The following is an 18,969-nucleotide window of genomic DNA, read 5'->3' as shown; positions in this document are numbered from 1 at the left end:
TTATTTTATTCTCTTACCAAAATATTGATACAAATCTGTGCGAAGTCGACCATTGTATAACTTGCGTTTCTTGGTCGCCTTAGCGCCATAATGTTTTTCAAATGCCAAATCACTTGTAATGATATATTTACTCCAAGTCTCAAGAGGCTTGAAGGTTTCACCCATTTCTTCATAGAGCTGATAGGCTGCTGTTTCATCCCCTAAACGCTCTCCATAAGGTGGGTTAGAAATCAAGACGCCATCTAATTTGTCCGAGTGAAAGTCTTGCAAACGCATTTGCTTAAAATGAATAATATCATCTAGTCCAATCTCAAGTGCATTTTCTTGTGCAATTTGAATCATTCGACCATCAACATCAAACCCAGAAATATCAAGTTCTGCGTCATAATTTGCTTTGCTTTCCGCATCATCTCGAACTTTTTTGAATATCTCATCTTCAAACCAAGGCCATGCTTCAAAGGCAAAGTCGCGGTTAAATCCAGGTGCGATATTCATGCCGATTAATGCCGCCTCAATACAGAATGTTCCTGAACCACAAGTTGGGTCAACAAAGGGACGGGTCATATTTGCACGCCAGTTTGTCAACATAATAATCGCAGCTGCCATATTTTCCTTGATTGGCGCACCACCTTTATCAACACGGTAGCCACGTTTGAAAAGTGACTCGCCTGTTGTATCCAACATGATTGTTGCGACATTTTTATGAAGGGCGACTTCAATTGAGAACAGTGCGCCCGTCTCAGGTATTGGCACATTTTCAGGGCGGTGATAATGAACCTGCATTTTTTTTGCAATGGCTTTCTTCGTGATAGCCTGTATACTTGGTTCGTTGTGCAACTCTGACTTGATTGCTTTCGCTTTAGCAATTGGAAACTGAGCACCAAATGGTAAAATCTCCGCCCAATCTAAAGCATAAACTCCTTCGAATAACTCATCGAAAGTTTTCGCTGGAAATTCACCGATAATGATTTTGACACGGTCAGCTGTTCTTAACCAGAGATTCGCTGTGGCGATCGTTTCTTTGGTTCCAGAAAATAAAACACGTGAGCGGTCATCCATTTTGGTTTCGATACCTAAATCTCGTAATTCACGTGCAGTTAAACTTTCAAGTCCTGCTGCTGCAGTTGCTACTAAATTAAAATTATTTTTCATTTTGTCTTTTCCATGAGGCATCTATCTCAAAAAGGCTGGAGCTTTGCGCTCCAGCCCCTGTCATCCAGTTTTCTATAAGCCATGTTTTGTTCCAGTTGACATTTCAGTCAACCTTCGATAATCATCTGTCTACTTATTTTAGGCGTGCCTAAAATAAGCCTCGTCGTACGTTCAATTTCCGCGTGACAAGTGCCCCTACCATAAGTTTGGGTTGCTCGCTTGAGGGGTTTACCACGTTCCACTTGCTATGTTTCCAAAGCAACTCGTCTCTATGGCACTTTTACAGAATTTGTCGCCTATCTTCGTGAGAAAACTTAGCTAAAATTCAGCCGTTAGGTCTGACACACCTACCTAGGCTTATGGTTTCGCCTAGCACAAACACTGCGGGCATCGCAGCCCGCGCGAGCATGGACTTTCCTCACGATTCACAAGATTTGACCCAAGAAATCGCGCAATTATCCAAAAACTGGTTGTTAAAAAGTCTTTAAAGTATTCTAATAAGCAACATCAATTGATGTTATTTATTCTCCAGAAATACCATTTGATGTCGTTGTTGTTTGGGCTTGAGGACCGAAAACAGCACGTTCCAAACGATTTAAACGTTTGAGAATATCAAAATTATTGGCTGATTTCATCGTCACACGTGGGTTGCCCGCTGTTGATTCACTTGCATCTACTGATGATGTGATCGGGTTAAAGCGCTGTGTGTTCTCAGAAACTGCAACCTGTGGTTTTGACTCAATATTACGAATTTTCTTCTTCAAAAATTCATTTTCTTCTTGCAAAGATAGAATTTCTTCTTGAAATTTTTCGTAATCAACAATGACATCATCTAACAAATCATTGACTTGGTCTTTATCATAACCACGCATTTTCACATCAAAATCTGCATCATAAATATCTTTAGGAGTAAAATTATAAGTTGCCATTATTCAGAGTCTCACTATTTCTTTTCGTTATACATTCAATCTTACCAAAAAAAATCATCATTTACAAGGGATACTTCGAGCAGTCTTAAAACTTATCTCAGCTCTACTTATCCGCCCATTCATTTTTGATTAAATGATAGGCTGTTACAGGATTTTTCACTTGCGTAATCGGACGACCAACAACGATAAAATCACTACCGATTTGTCGGGCACGACTTGGTGTCATCACACGTTTTTGGTCGCCAACTGCTGCACCTGCGGGTCGAATACCAGGTGTTAGACAGATAAAGTCTGATGAAGTCGCTGCTTTTATTAGCTCAACTTCTTGAGCCGAACAGACAACACCTGCAAGTCCTGCCTCTTGCGTTTTTTGTGCATAACGAACGACCGACTCAGTCAAGCTAGTCTGGATATTTTGAAAGTCTCGCATTTGCTGTTCGCTCGTTGAGGTCAGCTGTGTGACAGCAATGAGTTTTGTAGACCCAGCCAAGCCATCCAAAGCTTCAGACATCATCTCCACGCCACCCGCGGCATGTACATTAGTCAAATCAACGCCAAGATGACGAATGACTTTCATCGCTGACTTGACCGTGTTTGGAATATCATGCAATTTCAAATCCAAAAAGACGTCGTGTCCTAAAGACTTGATATATTTGACAACATCAGGCCCTGCGGCATAAAACAATTCCATACCAACCTTGACATACAATTGCTCCTCTTTGTCAAACTGCTCTAAAAATGTTTTAACCTCAGTCATACCTGAAAAATCTAATGCAATAACTGGTCTGTTTTCTATAAATTTACCCACGAATCGCCTCCTGACATTCTCTAATAAAAGTTTCTAAATCTGTGATACCATACTTATCCATCACCTCTGGCAATGTCTCAATGATTTTAGGACAGATAAAAGGATCTGTAAAGTTTGCCGTCCCAATACCAATAGCCGACGCACCAGCAATTATCATCTCTAAAACATCCTCAGCAGAATCAACGCCCCCCATCCCAATAATGGGTAAATTTGACACCTGCGCAACTTGACGAATTAGCTTCAGCGCCACTGGAAAAATAGCTGGCCCAGACATACCACCAGTACCATTAGCAATAATCGGCTGTCTCGTCTGCAGACTAAACCGCATCCCAACCAAGGTATTAATCATCGTAAACCCAGTTGCCCCAGCATCTTCGACCGCTTTGGCAATGGTTGTAATATCTGCGACACTCGGTGTTAATTTAACATAGACAGGCACACTAGACACTGAAACAGCAGCCTTGACAGCATCATAGGCCAGTTCAGGTACTTGACCAATAAGTAGACCATTATTACCATGGTCCACATTAGGGCAAGAGATATTGAGCTCAATAGCTGAGACGTTTTTAACCTTAGAAATCTTCTCTGTGACTAAGGCGTATTCTGCATTAGAAAAACCCGCAACATTGGCGATGATGGGCAAGTCTGGACAATGCTCAGCAAGCCAAGGCAATTTTTCAGCAATAACAGCATCCACACCAGGATTTTGCAGGCCAATGGCATTCAGCATACCTGACGGTGTTTCAGCAACACGTGGGGTCGGGTTACCAAAACGCATCTCCGCAGTTGTCGCTTTAATCATAATAGAACCTAAACGGTTGATGTCATAATATTTAGCATATTCTTGCCCAAATCCAAAACAGCCTGAGGCTGGGATAATCGGATTTTTCAAATCAAGTCCCGGTAGTTTTATCGCTAATCTAGTATTTGTCATCAGATAACTACCTCACTTGCTCTAAAGATTGGTCCTTGGTCACAGACTTTCAAGGCTTGCTGACCTGTTTCATCTCCTCCCACATGGACGACGCAGGCATAACAAGCGCCCATGCCGCAAGCCATCCTAGCCTCCATTGAAATAAAGGCATTCGGATGATTGACTGTTCGACTAGCAACTGCTCTTAACATACCTGCCGCACCACAAGCATAGACAGCGTCAAAAGCCATCACATCAATTTCATCCATTAAAACGCCGACATTGCCATCTCGACCGTATGAGCCATCATCTGTCACGATTTTGAGTTCAGATGCCACAGCAGCAAATTCTGATTCTAAAATGACTGCTGATTTTTGGGCGAAGCCTAACAAGACTGACACTGCTACGCCCATTGCCACCAAGTCACGCGCGAGTTGCACTAATGGTGGGGTGCCAATACCGCCGCCAATGATGAGAGCCTTTTGCTTAGGAAAGGGCATATTGAGGTTGAAACCATTGCCAAGTGGTCCCATGACATCAAGTTTCTGACCAGATATCATTTGAGAAACGTCGGCAAGTCCAGGACCTTCAACACGGTAAATAATAACACAGGTTTTAGCTTTTCGGTCATACTCAGAAATTGAAATCGGGCGACGCAAAACCTTATCAGGGCTCGGCACGCGAATATGGAGAAACTGGTCAGGCAAGTTCATATCTAGGACCATCTCACCTTGTAGCACCATACGAAAAACTCGTGGCGCAATTTTAACATTTGACAAAACTGTCATCTCTTCTTGTAAAATCATCGCAACCTTTCTTTTCAAAAACTATTTTTGCTCTGTGAAGACTAACGATGCTCATCGCATGCCTCACAACTTTTTTTGCGTGAGATTATGTGAGGACGAGGCAGTCAAAACGATGCAACCTTGGGGTTGTGAGTTAAAGACTAACGATGCTCATCGCACACCTCACAACTTTTTTTGCGTGAGATTGTGTGAGGACGAGGCAGTCAAAACGATGCAACCTTGGGGTTGTGAGTTGAAGACTAACGATGCTCATCGCACACCTCACACAAAAAACCGCAGGAAAAATCCTGCGGTTTGCTCTCATCTACGCTGCAACCTTGTCATGCTCTCGGCATGACTTAAAGGACTTTCGTCTATTATAACAAATTTACGGCTAAAAACCAATAGGTTTCAAGCACTTATTTTCTATCTTTCAGGGCTTTCAAGGCATAGAGGATAGAGACAGTATCAATGACTTCTTGGAGTAGGGCACCGATAATAGCTGGCAGAACACCTGTTGAGGCAACTAGCATCAGTGCGATACAGATAAAGATACCGATCAAAACCGCCTCTTTAGCGACTTTCATTGTCTCACGAGAAATTTTAATGCTCTCTGGTACAAGATTCAGGTCATTTCGCAAAACGACCACATCAGCACTTTCACTGGCTACCGTTGAGCCGCTGGCACCAAGGGCAATGCCGACATCTGATAAGGCTAGGGCTGGCGCATCATTAACACCATCTCCGACCATAACCATAGGACGGTGTGTTTCTGGCAATTCTTTTAAGATACCAATTTTTTCACTTGGCATTAAGCCTGCGTACACTTCTGTTATGCCTAACTCTCCTGCTACGAGCTCAGCTGTTTTTTCGTTATCACCTGTCAGCATCAAGATGTGCTGCACATCTTGTGCTTTCAATCTTTCAATGACATGCTGAGATTCTGGTCGAATTTTATCTTCAAATAAAATTTTACCAATAAACGTTTCATCTTCACTGATGAAGACAGCAGTCCCAGTCACTTTTTCGCCATCAGCATGGGCAAAATTAGCGCGACCAATGTGATAATTTTTATTTTGGATCATACCACTTAAACCAAGCCCAGTCGACTCTCGAAAATCTGCGACCTCTAAAAGTGCTAAGCCATTTTCTGCTGCACGTTTGACTAATGATTTCGCTAAAATATGGTTACTACCAATTTCCAGAGAGGCTGCAATTTGAAGTAAATCATTTTCTGAATAATCGCTTGTTTCAGGCATGATAGATTTAACATGCAACACACCAGTCGTTAAGGTGCCCGTTTTGTCAAAGCCAACTGTTTTAGCAAGTGACAATTTTTCAATTGTTGTTCCGTTTTTAACGAGGAGGCCGTTACGTGAGCTACGACTCATCCCACCAACAAAGGCAATCGGCGCTGCCAAAATAAGCGGGCAAGGACTTGCGACAACCAAGACTTCAGCAAAACGTGTCATATCGCCAGAAATGAACCAAGCAGCGCCCGCAATGACAAGAGACACAATGGTAAAAGGCACCGCATAACGGTCTGCTAATCTGACAAACTGGGCAGGTGTTGCCTCACTTTCTCTGACTAACTGGACAATTTTTTGATACTGACTGTCAGCTGCTTTTTTGCTGGTACGGATTAAGACAGCCGTTTCACCATTAATACTACCTGATAAAACATCATCGCCAATTGCTTTTGTCACAGGCTCAGACTCACCCGTTAGAGATGACTCGTCAAACCAGCTATCGCCTTCTAGGACAACACCATCAATTGGGACCACTTCACTGGCTTTAACAAGCAAAACATCATCAACTTCAATCTCATCAATCGGTGTATCAACATAGTTATCACCAACTTTTTTATGTGCGAAGGTTGGTGAGTTTTCAAGTAATTTGTGCAATTCTCGACTGGCACGATGCGCAGCGTAATCTTCCAATGATTCACCACCCACCAACATTACAATGATAATCAAACTTGCCCAGTATTGCCCGATGAATAAGGTTGAAACAATCGCAATGATGGCGAGTAAGTCAACACCATATCGTCCGCTACGCAAAGTTTTAATCATCTCGATAAACATCGATATGGCTAAAATTGCCCCAGCCACTGTTACGAGTAAACGTGTCATTATTGGTTGTTTAAATCCAAACTCTAATATAATTGCAATAATTGCAATGATAAATGTGAGGGATAGTTTTTGCCAGTTTTTCATAATTTATAATTTCTCATTTCTAAAAATCTCTTAGACTAGTATAGCACAAATCCCCTAAAATTGGTACTCTCACACTTGTTTTTTTGACTATCAATAAAAAAGTCAAAACGTTTTGACTTTTTTATAAAATAAGTCAAAACACTTTGACATTAAAAAATATACTAACATCAGCTAGTATATTTCTCATTTTTTTATTAGTAAATAACTTAAATCGCTTGTGTCACAAACGAGCGACTTTCTAAAACTTTCAACATAGCAGCAATCGTATCAAGTGAAGTGAACAGAGGGACACCATGTTCGATAGACTCACGACGAATGGTCATGCCATCTGTGTTATGGTCGTTCCTGTCTTTCCCCATCGTATTAACCACCGCCTGAATACGTCCAGCACGGATACTCTCTACGATATTGGCTTGACTTTCTGTGTGCTCACCAATTTTAGCAATCACTTCAGCATAGACACCATGTGACAAAAAGTACTTAGCTGTACCAGAAGTCGCATAGATGCCGTAACCAATGTCGTGGAAACGTTTTGCTAGTGCAAACGCCTCTTCTTTGGCATCATCAGCTACTGTAAATAGGATGTTCCCAAAAGTTGGCAGGTGGAGATATGATGCTTCAAAAGCTTTATAGAGCGCTTTTTCAAGTGTCGTATCTGAGCCCATGACTTCACCTGTTGATTTCATCTCTGGTGAGAGGTAGGCATCTACTTTTTGTAGTTTTGTAAAGCTAAAGACTGGCGCTTTGACATGAACTTTATCATCTTCGGGATAGAGCCCATCTTCATAGCCTAACTCAGTTAAGGTCTTTCCTAAAATCAACTGTGTCGCAACTTGTGCCATGGGAATACCCGTCACTTTAGACAAGAATGGTACTGTCCGAGAGGCACGTGGATTGACTTCAATCACGTAAACTGTGTTGTCAAAGATAACAAACTGAACGTTCATCATGCCGATACAGTTGAGGCCAAGCGCCAAGCGTTTGGTATAGTCGGCAATCGTTGCTTGCAGGTCAGCTGACAGATTTTGTGGCGGATAGACAGCCATCGAATCACCCGAGTGAACCCCCGCACGCTCAATGTGTTCCATGATACCAGGAATGAGGACGTTTTCGCCATCACAAATCGCATCGACTTCACACTCACGCCCAAGCAAGTAAGAATCGACCAGAACAGGGTGGTCAGGACTCGCCTTAACAGCTGTCTGCATGTAATTACGCAAGTCTGACTCATTATCCACGATTTCCATGGCACGACCGCCCAAAACGTAGGACGGACGGACAAGGACGGGATAGCCGATAGCGTTGGCATTGGCAACCGCCTCTTCTTCATTTGTTGCCGTCGCACCGATAGGTTGTGGAATGTCAAGCTCTTGCAAGGCTGCCTCGAAAAGTTTGCGATCTTCCGCTCGGTCAAGTGCCTCAACCTGCGTGCCCAAGATTTTCACGCCAGCTTTCGACAAAGGCTCCGCCAAGTTAATCGCTGTTTGCCCGCCAAACTGGACGATAACGCCCTTGGGTTGTTCAAGATCGATGACATTCATGACATCTTCAAATGTCAGAGGCTCGAAGTAAAGTTTGTCAGACACTGAAAAGTCAGTAGACACAGTCTCTGGATTTGAGTTCATGATAATCGCTTCATAGCCAGCAGCTTGAATGGCTTTGACTGAATGCACCGTGGCATAATCAAACTCGACACCTTGTCCAATCCGAATAGGACCTGATCCAAGAACAAGGACAGATTCTTTTTCAGAACGGATTGACTCGTTTTCAAACTCATATGAGCTATAAAAATAAGGCGTTGTTGACTCAAACTCAGCCGCACAGGTATCCACCATTTTGAAAACTGGGACAATATTGTTATCTAGGCGACGTTTCCGGATTTCATCCGCATCTGTCCGCCATAAATCAGCAATTTTACGGTCTGAAAAGCCATGACGTTTTGCGTCTTTCAAGACTTCTGGACTGAACACATTGACAGCCAAGGCTTGCTCGATTTCAACGATGTGCAGCAATTTATCCAAGAAAAAGAGGTCAATTTTTGTAAGACTGTGCAATTCTTCAATCGTATAGCCACGGCGAATCGCCTCTGACAGGTAGAAGAGACGGTCATCCTGAGCCTTGACAATTTTTTCAACCAGAGCATCGTCCGTGACTTCTGCCAATTCTGGCATTTCATTGTGGTAGACACCGACTTCAAGGGAGCGAACGGCTTTAAGGAAAGATTCCTCGATATTTCTGCCAATCGCCATGACTTCGCCTGTTGCTTTCATCTGCGTGCCCAGACGGCGTTCACCAGACTCAAATTTATCAAAGGGAAAACGTGGAATTTTTGACACAACATAGTCAAGCGCTGGTTCAAACATAGCATAGGTTGTACCCGTGACTGGGTTAATCATCTCGTCCAAGGTCAAACCAACAGCGATTTTCGCTGCTAATTTGGCAATCGGATAACCTGTTGCCTTAGAGGCAAGCGCCGATGAACGTGAGACACGTGGATTCACTTCAATCACGTAGTAATTAAAACTATCTGGGTCAAGCGCCAGCTGAACGTTACAACCACCCTCGATTTTAAGCGCACGAATGATTTTCAAAGACGCATCGCGCAACATTTGATATTCAATATCACTCAAGGTTTGACTCGGTGCAAAAACGATGGAGTCGCCTGTGTGGATGCCAACTGGGTCAAAGTTTTCCATGTTACAGACAACAATGGCATTATCCGCAGCATCACGCATCACTTCGTACTCAATTTCCTTGAAACCAGCGATTGATTTTTCAATCAAACACTGGGTCACTGGCGATAGTTTCAAGCCATTCTCAGCTGTTTCACGTAACTCTTCTTCATTGTCACACATACCGCCGCCGGTACCACCAAGGGTAAAGGCTGGACGGACAATGATGGGATAGCCGATTGTATTGGCGAAAGCTACTGCCTCCTCAACCGTGTTGACAATTTCAGATTCTGGAATGGGTTGATCCAATTCTTCCATGAGTTGCTTGAACAAATCACGGTCTTCCGCTTGGTCAATGGCAGAAAGCTTGGTGCCAAGGAGTTCGATATTTAATTCGTCCAGAATACCTGTTTTAGATAATTCCATCGCCATGTTGAGACCCGTTTGCCCACCCAGTGTTGGCAGCAAGGCATCGGGACGCTCTTTGCGGAGAATGCGCGTGACAAATTCAACCGTGATTGGCTCAATATAAACCTTGTCGGCAATTTCCTTGTCTGTCATAATCGTCGCAGGATTGGAATTGACCAAGACAACGCTGTAACCTTCTTCTTTTAGTGCTAAACAGGCTTGTGTGCCAGCATAATCAAACTCAGCTGCTTGACCAATGATGATCGGCCCAGAGCCGATGACCATGATTTTTTTGATATCGTTACGTTTTGGCATTAGAAGTCACCTTTCTCAAGATTAGTTGCATCAATCATTTCCATAAATTCGTCAAAAAGATAATCTGCATCGTGTGGACCTGGTGCAGCATCTGGATGAAATTGAACTGAAAAAGCTGGCAAGTATTTATGACGGACACCTTCAACTGATTGATCATTAATCTCGATATGCGTCACCATCAAATCAGTTCGCTCAATTGAGTCTGCATCAACGGCATACCCATGATTTTGTGAGGTAAAGTCAACACGTCCTGTCGCAATCTCACGCACGGCATGGTTAAACCCACGGTGTCCGAATTTCATCTTACTAGTTGTCGCACCATTTGCCATGGCGAAGAGTTGATGACCCAGACAAATACCGAAAATTGGGAACTTGTCTTGAATCCCACGAATCATCGCCAAAGCCTCTGGCACATCCATCGGATCACCAGGACCATTGGTCAGCATGACCCCATCAGGGTTCATATCAATAATTTCTTCAGCCGTAATTGTATGTGGCACAATCGTCAAATTACACTCACGTTTTGATAACTCGCGTAGAATTGAATGTTTGAGTCCAAAATCGACCACAACAATATTACGACCCGTTCCTGGACTTGGGTAAGCAGTGCTTGTTGACACTTGTTCAACTTGATTTGTCGGTAAAACCGTTGCACGGAGTTGGTCCTGAATGTGTTTAATTTCATCACCAGGATTCACAAGCGTTGCTTTCATCGTACCATGGTGGCGAATAATCCGCGTCAAAGCACGCGTATCAATGCCAGAAATTCCAGGAATGTTTTTACGCTGCAAAAATTCATCTAAAGACATTTGATTACGCCAATTACTCGCTAAACGCGCATTCTCACGCACAACAACACCTTTACAAGTCGGAACAATTGACTCATAATCATCACGGTTAATCCCATAATTCCCAACCAAAGGATAAGTAAAAGTCAGAATTTGACCGTTATAAGATTGGTCAGTAATAGACTCTTGATAACCTGTCATTCCTGTACTAAAAACAACCTCTCCCGTTACTTCTATATCCGCACCAAAGGCCGTCCCCTCAAAAATCGTGCCATCTTCTAAAATTAAAAGTCGTTTCATTCTTTCCTCTTTCTTTGTCATGGTTCTAAGCCTTGCCATTCAAAATCGATTCCAAAATCGCCATACGCATGAACATCCCATTTGTCATTTGTGCCACAATTCTTGATTTTGGTGCCTCGACTAGGTCACTTGCGATTTCAACGCCACGATTGACCGGTGCTGGGTGCATGATAATTCCCGTGTCTTTCATCCGCTCATATCTCGCATGTGTCAAGCCATATTGCGCATGATAGGCCTCTTTTGAAAATGTTTCGCCAGATTCATGTCTCTCATGCTGCACTCTAAGGAGCATCAGCACATCGACACTGTCTATGAGGTCATCCAAGGCGATATATTGACCATAAACGTCAAACTCATCTGAATACCACCCCTCAGGTCCTGTGAAATAAAGTTCAGCGCCGAGACGTTTCAGCATTTGCATATTTGATTTCGCGACCCGACTGTGTGTAATATCCCCAGCAATCATAATTTTCAGACCTTCAAATGTGCCAAACTCTTCATAGATTGTCATTAAATCAAGCAAGGATTGACTTGGATGTTGCCCTGAACCGTCGCCACCATTGACAACAGCAGCCTGAATGGTCCGACTATCGACCAACTCTTGATAATAATGTTCATCTGTATGTCGAATGACACAGACATCAACACCAATCGCACTCATCGTTAAAACCGTATCATACAAAGTCTCACCTTTTTTAACTGAACTGGTTGACGCATCAAATTCGATGACATCTAGCCCTAATTTTTTTTCAGCTACTTCAAAAGATTTGTGGGTACGTGTCGAGTTCTCAAAGAAAAGATTGGCTACGAAAAACGGACGTTTGAATACAGGTTTAATCCGCTGATATTTGAAATCTTGTGCGCGTTTGATTAAGCCCAAGACCTCATCATTACTAAGTAACGCCATACTTGTTAAATGTTTAATCGATACGATACCGTCGGGTGATATTGTCACAGGCAAGTTCCTTTCATAACATTGTTTGCATAAGGCAGTTAAACAACACACCCCTCAAAGATTTTTGGCATAAGGTATGTGAATGGAAGCCTAACGAAATCATCACGTACCTCATACAAAAAAATGGCTACCTTAAAGGTAGCCATAGCCTCGTCCGCACTTTAAAAATGACGGACGTTTTCGTGGACAACCTTCACAGCCTCACGGGACTGTTGTTAAAGGATTTTTTATTTGTTTTTATTATTGTAGCAAATTATCAGTCACTTTTCAATAGTTTTAGGTAAAATTAAGTGCATGAGAATACCGAGAATCGTCGAGAAAGCAACGCCTGAAATAGAGATACCTACGACATTCAAGGTCAAACCACCAATACCTGAAACTAGGATAACACTGGCAATCAAGAGATTACGTTTATCATCAAAATCTACTTTACTATCGACTAAAATTTTCAAGCCACTTGACGCAATCACGCCAAAAAGTGCGATTGAGACACCTCCGATAACGGGAGTTGGAATAGAATGAATAAGCGCTGAAATTTTTCCAATAAAGCTGAGGATAACAGCAAAGCAGGCAGCGCCAGCAATGACATAAATGGAATGAATTTTTGTAATCGCCATCACGCCAATATTTTCACCATAAGATGTCACTGGCGGTGCGCCAAAGAATCCGGCAATGATTTGTGCGACACCATCACCTGTTAAAGTCCGTTCCAATCCCGGATCCTTAAAGTAGTCGTTTCCGGTTAGAGAGTTCAGAACCATGACATGACCAAAATGTTCGGTCATGGTGACAAATGCGATAGGTGCCATTGTCAAAATTGCCGACGGGTAGAGTTTGAAGTGATAATCAACAAACATGATATCGAAATTAGGGACGTGTAGCCAAGCACTCTTAGCAATTTCGTCAAATGAAATAATTGTTGTACCGGTGAACTGCTGAACGATGAGGGTAAAGATGTAGCCAACAATAATACCGAGTAAAATCGGAATCAGACTTGTCAGACCTTTACCAAACATGTTAAAGGCTAGGACAGAAAACAAGGTTACGAGTGAGATCATCAGAAATGTCAGGTTATATTGACCATTTTTATTCATGGCGTCATTCACGGCTGTTCCTGCAAGACTCAGACCAATGACCATGACAATTGGACCAACGACAATCGGTGGCAAGACTTTATCAATCCAGCTTTTACCAGCGAATTTGACAATCAGAGCAACAAGGAAATAGACAAAGCCACCAACTACTGCCCCTTGCGCAACAGCTGCAATCCCGTCAGATTTCATCAAACTTTGCATGGCAAGAATATAGGCGAAACTTGACCCCATGTAGGCTGGAATCTTGTACTTGGTTACACTTAAATGTGCAAGTGTGCCGAGACCACTTGAAAATAGGGCAATAGCTGGGTCAATACCAACTAAAATTGGTACTAATACAGTTGCGCCAAACATGGCAAAGAGATGTTGGAAAGATAGACCTATCCACATACCAACTGGCGGTTTATCGTGTACATCATAAATCACGTCATTTTTATTGGCAGTCATTTAGTCCTCTTTCTTAATCAAAATACTGTCGGCATCATCAATTTCAGAAACATGAACAATAATTGCTTCATCACGAGCAGTTGGAATGTTTTTCCCGACATAATCTGCACGAATAGGTAACTCACGGTGACCACGGTCAACAAGAACGGCTAAACTAACTTTTGATGGTCGACCAAGGGCAACAAGCCCATCAATCGCGGCACGAATTGTTCGACCGGTATACAAAACATCATCAACTAGGATGATTTCACGATCAGTAATCGAAACCGGAATTTCTGTCGTGTTTTCTTCTGTTTTTTCATCATCACGGAATGGTCTTGTATCTAGTTCACCAAGTGGGATGTCAATATTTTCTAGCTGTTTCAAGCGCTCTTGAATACGCTTTGCGATATACACACCGCGGGTTTTAATCCCAACAATGACTAATTTATCTAGCTCTTTGTTACGCTCAATAATTTCATAAGTGATTCGCGTAATCGCACGTTTCATTGTCACATCATCAATGATTTCTTTTGTTTTTGACATATTCTCTCCTATAATTTCAACAAAAAATCCCTGCCAGTTTGGGCAGGGAAATGATAAAAAACAGTCATTTTGCCTTGCCGCCTCTCTGGACGATTTAAAGGTTTATTTGATAGACCATCACACTCAAAGGGGATGGCAACTATTTCTGTTGTTGATTGTCATTATTATATCAAATTTTTAAAGTTTTGGCTATCTTTTTCTCAAATTGATATTGCCATGTCAAAATAGAACGATTAAAACTCAAACTTTCTGAGACAAAAAAACAAGACTCGCTGATGCCTTGTCTTGCTTTTCCTTATTTTTCAACTTTTTTCATATTTTTACCATGACGTTTTTGACGGAAATCATTTTGACGGACTTCCATGACGACCGGTAAAACAACTGGACGTCGCTTTGTCTGATCATATAGGAATTTACCAAGTGTATCACGAATTTCAGACTTGATTTCAGCCCAATCAAAGTTATCGCCTGCCAAGTAAGTCTTAACTTTTTCGTCTACTTTGATTGCTGCTTCTTTCATCAAATTACGGGAATTTTTCACGTAGACAAACCCACGTGTGTGAACTTTTGTCTTACTGATAATTTTTTTCTCATGCTTAGAAATAGTAATCACTGCGATAAAGATACCATCTTCACTCAGTATTTTACGGTCTCGTAAGACGATATTACCGATATCACCAACACCTGATCCGTCAATCATCACGTTCTCAGCTGGCATCACACCACTTGGTTCTAAATTACCATTTTCATCGAAAGTGATGACTTCCCCACGTTTTGCCAAGAAGATATTTTCTGGTAAAATGCCCACTTCCATGGCACGCTCTGCGTGCGCCTGTAACTCGCGGTATTCACCTTGAACAGGCATTAAGTTTTTAGGGCGTAAGATATCTAGTAAAAACTGTAAGTCACGAGAATTAGCGTGGCCTGAAACGGTCAAATCGCTTGATAACATCTTCATGATACCACCTGCGCGATAGACGATGTTTTCTGTTTTTGCGACCATTGTTTCGTAAGAAATTGTTGGGCTTGTCACTGTATAAACTAGGTCGCCATCTTTGATTTTGACTGCACGGTGACGGCCTGTCGCCATGTCACCAAGGGTTTTAAGTGGCTCACCCATGCGACCAGTTTCCAAAATTAAGATTTCACGGTCTTCGTATTTGTTGATGTCTTTAGGATTGATAATCATTTGTTCATCATCAATGCGCAATTTACCTAAATCACTGGCTGTTTTAACGATTCTGTCCAAATCATGACCAGTAAATGCAATGTGACGGCCGACTTTAATGGCACTGTCGATCACTTGTTGAATCCGTGCCAAGTTACCAGCTACAGATGCGATGATAACGCGGCCTTCCCAGTCAGCAATGGTATCGAAAATCTTGTCTGCAATTTCTGATTCGCTAGCTGGTTGGAGATTAGTTAGCGCATTAGCTGATTCACTCAGAAGCGCCAAAACACCTTGAGAGCCGATTTCAGCTAAACGGCTGATATTCGTTTTATAGCCCTCATCAACTGCTGGGTCAAACTTGAAATCACCTGTATAAACGATATTCCCGTCTTGTGTGCCAATCACGATACCCAGACTTTCTGGAATCGTGTGGGTTGTCGCAAAGAATGAGATGACTGCTGTGCCAAAGTCAATTTCAGTAGACTCATCAACAACATGAAAATCATCAAACTTCTTGCTACCATCAAAGTTTTTCACGCTGATTTTTGCCAATTCAATCGTTAATTGGCTACCGAAAACAGGAACCGGAACTTCAGATACAAGATACGGCAAAGCACCGATAGAGTCTGGATGGCCATGTGTCACAAAAACACCTGCTACACGGTCTGCATTTTCCACCAAATAACTCAAATCAGGAATGACAAAATCCACCCCTAACATCTCAGTTTCTGGGTATTTCAAGCCTGCATCCAAAACAAAAATGACATCGTCAACTTCAACGACATACATATTTTTACCAAATTCGCGCACGCCACCTAGCGCAGCTATTTTTATCTTACTCATAAATAATTTTTTCTCCAATAATTGATATTTTTGCAAATCAAAAGCCGGAACCGTGCAGCTCCGACTTATCTTGTACAGTTACACTTACTATTAGTGTACCATTTATTCAAGTTTATATCAAATAACAATTTCGATAATGCGACTGGCTTCTTCAGATGTAGCTGCCACAAGTGGCAATCTTAAAGGACCCACTTCAAATCCCTGATGATTGAGTACTGCTTTGACTGGAGCAGGGCTTGGCAATGAAAATAAAGCATCGATCTTAGGTAAGAGTTGACGTTGTATGCGTGCTGAGGCTTTAATCTCACCCTTTTCTAGTTGTTCAAACATCTCATAAAAGTCATCACCATTAGTATGCGCCGCAACTGAAATGACGCCATGCGCACCTAAAGCTTTGGCATGAAAAGCGAGACCATCTTCACCTGTATAAATGAGGAAATCTTCAGGTGCCTGTTCGATCAGATAGGTCAGATTTTCAACGCCCGTGCATTCCTTAATGGCGATGATATTGGGGTGTTGCGCCAAACGTAGACTTGTTTCAGGTGTCAGCTGTGCGACGGTGCGACCTGGGACATTGTAAAGCACAATCGGTAAGTCTGAAGCATCAGCAATAGCAGTAAAATGCTGAAAAAGCCCCTCTTGACTTGGTTTATTATAGTAAGGCACGACTGCAAGACCTGCTGCAAAACCGCCAAAGTCTGCGACTTCTTGCGTGAAAATCACTGAATCTCGTGTGTCATTGGTGCCGATACCTGCGATTAATGGGACGCGTCCTGCTACAATCTCTTGCACCACTCTGAAAAGTTCTAGTTCCTCATCATGCGTCAAAGTGGGTGATTCACCCGTTGTCCCAGCCAGAACAATCCCTTGTGTGTGATGCGCAAGCAAATGTTCAATCAATTTTGGTAAGACCTCAAAGTTAATCTCACCGTTTGCTTTAAATGGCGTGACTAAGGCAGTAATAATTTGGGCATTTTTTAATTGTTCTAATGACATAATCGCTCTTTTCTTTTCATAAGCAAGCACCTCATTGAGGTTTTGAGGTGACATGAGACCGTCAGCAAAGTTTTTAGGGTATAAAAACAGCCTTTAATAAAAATTAAAGGTTGTCAAGTTAGTCAAATTGTCATTTGATTAGCTCACCTCTTGTCTGGATAGACAAAAGACAGTTCGCGGGATTTAACCCAACGCCCCAAGTCAAATTTCTGTGGTAAAATTTGACTTTCGGCATCTACGCCGCCTGATAATGTCATCGTGTCCACCACTCGACTATCATTCTTCGTATCTGCAACCTCTAATATAGTTTATATTGTAGCATATTGTTTAATATAATGTAAAGTACTATTTCTATTGAATTTAACCAATTATTGTGGAATTTTGTGCGAAAATTTAGCTAAAAGTGTTTCATTTTTTTCTACTTGATAAGTGAGTACCGGTTCAGGTGAAATTAACCTATCACCACTGTACCACCCCTCAAATTGACCATCTGAGTAGGGCAAAGCACGGATGACAATAGTTTCGCCTCTAGGTACAACTGGATTATCGCTTAGATATGCCCCATATTGGGGATTAGTGATGTCAACATCAACACCAACATAATCATGCTTGACATAATATTCCTGTAACTTTGGATATTTTAGACCAACTTTTTCAACTAAAATATTCGGTTTGATATTTAAGTCTTGAAAATCTTTTAGAACATAGATTGCCTCACCATCTATAGTTTCTTTGACAATCTTTGTATGAGGGGATAAACAAAAACTAGGACGGATATAGATAGGGGACATAACCTCTGCATATTCAGCATAACCATTATATTTTGCGATTGCTGCAAAATTATCTCGATTATGATAGTCAACACCCCTTAACCACCATGAGACAACATCTCCTGTTTTGAGTTTACCTAGTGAGCGAGTATGCCTATTATCGCTAAAATATTTTATTTTCATTTCATCACTAGTGACTGGATAATCTTTACCTAACTCTTTTTCAAGCAAAATGAAAAACTGTCTTTTGATGACCTCTGTATGTTTACGAAACATAACAGAGTTTTCATCTGTAATATTGATAGATGTTACTGGTATGTCATCTTGCAATTTTTCTGGAAATTCTTTGATGAATACTTCATTCATGAATTTATCCGGCAAACTATTGCCGTAATAGGAAGTACTGTATTCATGTTTGTAAGGAATTGCCGAATTTAAAACATATTTCCGCATCAACAGAACATTCCCCTGTTTATAATAGTTTTTTGTCAATACATAATAAGGTTCTAACTTCCCACTTTCTGGGATATAAATGGTATAACCTAAACGTTTATCACAATCATAGGCTAAATCTCTTAGAATTTGCGGGGGTTTGCTTGGCAACTTGCTTTTTATAGCCATTTTTTGTATGCCATAGATAATCAGAGCTAGAATCCCCAATCCCAAAATAATGATCATAAGTATTTTTTTTATTTTTCATCATTCTTGTCACCCCTTACTGAAAATTTTGCTATAAGTGTACTTTCACCTGTCACTGTATAGTCACATGCTAAATCCGTAGATATGCGTTCATTATCTTTAATCCAACCTTCAAATTGACCATTTTCAAAAGGAATAGCATATAATTCAGCTTTTCATTTTCTGGTGTCATACCACCACCTA

At 41.7% G+C, this 18,969-nt stretch carries 14 protein-coding genes, 1 other RNA gene and 1 riboswitch; all 15 genes read right to left on the bottom strand.

The annotated features are described in order from the left end of the window. The 15 genes from RR45_RS04055 to RR45_RS03985 all read right to left on the bottom strand — a co-directional run bounded on the left by RR45_RS04055 (position 1) and on the right by RR45_RS03985 (position 18,708). On the bottom strand, positions 1–1,152 hold the full coding sequence (locus RR45_RS04055) for a THUMP domain-containing class I SAM-dependent RNA methyltransferase (protein ID WP_031365398.1): 1,152 nt from the start codon (positions 1,150–1,152) through the stop codon (positions 1–3). 70 nt (positions 1,153–1,222) lie between these two features. Next, an RNA gene (gene rnpB / locus RR45_RS04050) (RNase P RNA component class B) lies at positions 1,223–1,619 on the bottom strand. 54 nt (positions 1,620–1,673) lie between these two features. After that, positions 1,674–2,081 carry a cell division regulator GpsB gene (gpsB, locus tag RR45_RS04045; protein WP_031365397.1) on the bottom strand — a complete coding sequence of 136 codons (408 nt, stop codon included), beginning with the start codon at positions 2,079–2,081 and terminating at the stop codon, positions 1,674–1,676. A 103-nt stretch (positions 2,082–2,184) separates the two neighbouring features. Beyond that, on the bottom strand, positions 2,185–2,889 hold the full coding sequence (gene pyrF, locus RR45_RS04040) for an orotidine-5'-phosphate decarboxylase (protein ID WP_031365396.1): 705 nt from the start codon (positions 2,887–2,889) through the stop codon (positions 2,185–2,187). After that, entirely contained in the window at positions 2,882–3,823 is a 942-nt protein-coding gene (locus RR45_RS04035) for a dihydroorotate dehydrogenase (protein ID WP_031365395.1), read from the bottom strand. The genes pyrF and RR45_RS04035 overlap by 8 nt, the downstream gene beginning before the upstream one ends. Next, positions 3,823–4,608: a dihydroorotate dehydrogenase electron transfer subunit gene (locus tag RR45_RS04030; protein ID WP_031365394.1), complete on the bottom strand. Its 786-nt coding sequence runs from the start codon at positions 4,606–4,608 to the stop codon at positions 3,823–3,825. The genes RR45_RS04035 and RR45_RS04030 overlap by 1 nt, the downstream gene beginning before the upstream one ends. Before the next feature lie 398 nt (positions 4,609–5,006). Next, a complete protein-coding gene (locus RR45_RS04025; protein ID WP_031365393.1) occupies positions 5,007–6,803 on the bottom strand; it encodes a heavy metal translocating P-type ATPase in 1,797 nt (598 codons plus the stop codon). A 206-nt stretch (positions 6,804–7,009) separates the two neighbouring features. After that, on the bottom strand, positions 7,010–10,198 hold the full coding sequence (gene carB / locus RR45_RS04020) for a carbamoyl-phosphate synthase large subunit (RefSeq protein ID WP_031365392.1): 3,189 nt from the start codon (positions 10,196–10,198) through the stop codon (positions 7,010–7,012). After that, the gene (locus tag RR45_RS04015; RefSeq protein WP_031365391.1) at positions 10,198–11,286 is read right to left on the bottom strand and encodes a carbamoyl phosphate synthase small subunit; all 1,089 of its coding nucleotides are present in this window, start codon (positions 11,284–11,286) and stop codon (positions 10,198–10,200) included. Before RR45_RS04015 ends, carB begins: the two co-directional genes overlap by 1 nt. Before the next feature lie 25 nt (positions 11,287–11,311). Next, a complete protein-coding gene (locus RR45_RS04010) occupies positions 11,312–12,235 on the bottom strand; it encodes an aspartate carbamoyltransferase catalytic subunit (RefSeq protein WP_425268460.1) in 924 nt (307 codons plus the stop codon). A 266-nt stretch (positions 12,236–12,501) separates the two neighbouring features. After that, entirely contained in the window at positions 12,502–13,782 is a 1,281-nt protein-coding gene (locus tag RR45_RS04005; RefSeq protein WP_031365389.1) for a uracil-xanthine permease family protein, read from the bottom strand. Beyond that, a complete protein-coding gene (gene pyrR / locus RR45_RS04000; RefSeq protein WP_031365388.1) occupies positions 13,783–14,307 on the bottom strand; it encodes a bifunctional pyr operon transcriptional regulator/uracil phosphoribosyltransferase PyrR in 525 nt (174 codons plus the stop codon). It abuts the gene before it with no gap. A gap of 295 nt (positions 14,308–14,602) precedes the next feature. Beyond that, positions 14,603–16,321 (bottom strand): ribonuclease J, encoded by a 1,719-nt coding sequence (locus RR45_RS03995; protein WP_072353505.1) that lies wholly within the window; start codon positions 16,319–16,321, stop codon positions 14,603–14,605. Between the two features lie 117 nt (positions 16,322–16,438). After that, positions 16,439–17,317 carry a 4-hydroxy-tetrahydrodipicolinate synthase gene (dapA, locus tag RR45_RS03990; RefSeq protein WP_031365386.1) on the bottom strand — a complete coding sequence of 293 codons (879 nt, stop codon included), beginning with the start codon at positions 17,315–17,317 and terminating at the stop codon, positions 16,439–16,441. A 131-nt stretch (positions 17,318–17,448) separates the two neighbouring features. After that, positions 17,449–17,626, bottom strand: a riboswitch (Lysine riboswitch). Positions 17,627–17,685: 59 nt separating this feature from the next. Next, positions 17,686–18,708 (bottom strand): DUF6273 domain-containing protein, encoded by a 1,023-nt coding sequence (locus RR45_RS03985; RefSeq protein ID WP_143188725.1) that lies wholly within the window; start codon positions 18,706–18,708, stop codon positions 17,686–17,688. Between the last annotated feature and the right edge of the window lie 261 nt (positions 18,709–18,969).

It is taken from the genome of Pseudolactococcus chungangensis CAU 28 = DSM 22330, assembly GCF_002441885.1.
Taxonomy (GTDB): domain Bacteria; phylum Bacillota; class Bacilli; order Lactobacillales; family Streptococcaceae; genus Pseudolactococcus; species Pseudolactococcus chungangensis.
This window is presented reverse-complemented; position numbering and strand designations above follow the sequence as displayed.

Bases quoted from the DNA above. Each gene is read 5' to 3' on its own strand.
- RR45_RS04055 (WP_031365398.1), bottom strand. From the start codon at position 1,152: ATGAAAAATAATTTTAATTTAGTAGCAACTGCAGCAGCAGGACTTGAA.
- gpsB (WP_031365397.1), bottom strand. From the start codon at position 2,081: ATGGCAACTTATAATTTTACTCCTAAAGATATTTATGATGCAGATTTT.
- RR45_RS04035 (WP_031365395.1), bottom strand. From the start codon at position 3,823: ATGACAAATACTAGATTAGCGATAAAACTACCGGGACTTGATTTGAAA.
- RR45_RS04030 (WP_031365394.1), bottom strand. From the start codon at position 4,608: ATGATTTTACAAGAAGAGATGACAGTTTTGTCAAATGTTAAAATTGCG.
- RR45_RS04025 (WP_031365393.1), bottom strand. From the start codon at position 6,803: ATGAAAAACTGGCAAAAACTATCCCTCACATTTATCATTGCAATTATT.
- carB (WP_031365392.1), bottom strand. From the start codon at position 10,198: ATGCCAAAACGTAACGATATCAAAAAAATCATGGTCATCGGCTCTGGG.
- RR45_RS04015 (WP_031365391.1), bottom strand. From the start codon at position 11,286: ATGAAACGACTTTTAATTTTAGAAGATGGCACGATTTTTGAGGGGACG.
- RR45_RS04005 (WP_031365389.1), bottom strand. From the start codon at position 13,782: ATGACTGCCAATAAAAATGACGTGATTTATGATGTACACGATAAACCG.
- pyrR (WP_031365388.1), bottom strand. From the start codon at position 14,307: ATGTCAAAAACAAAAGAAATCATTGATGATGTGACAATGAAACGTGCG.
- RR45_RS03995 (WP_072353505.1), bottom strand. From the start codon at position 16,321: ATGAGTAAGATAAAAATAGCTGCGCTAGGTGGCGTGCGCGAATTTGGT.
- dapA (WP_031365386.1), bottom strand. From the start codon at position 17,317: ATGTCATTAGAACAATTAAAAAATGCCCAAATTATTACTGCCTTAGTC.
- RR45_RS03985 (WP_143188725.1), bottom strand. From the start codon at position 18,708: ATGGCTATAAAAAGCAAGTTGCCAAGCAAACCCCCGCAAATTCTAAGA.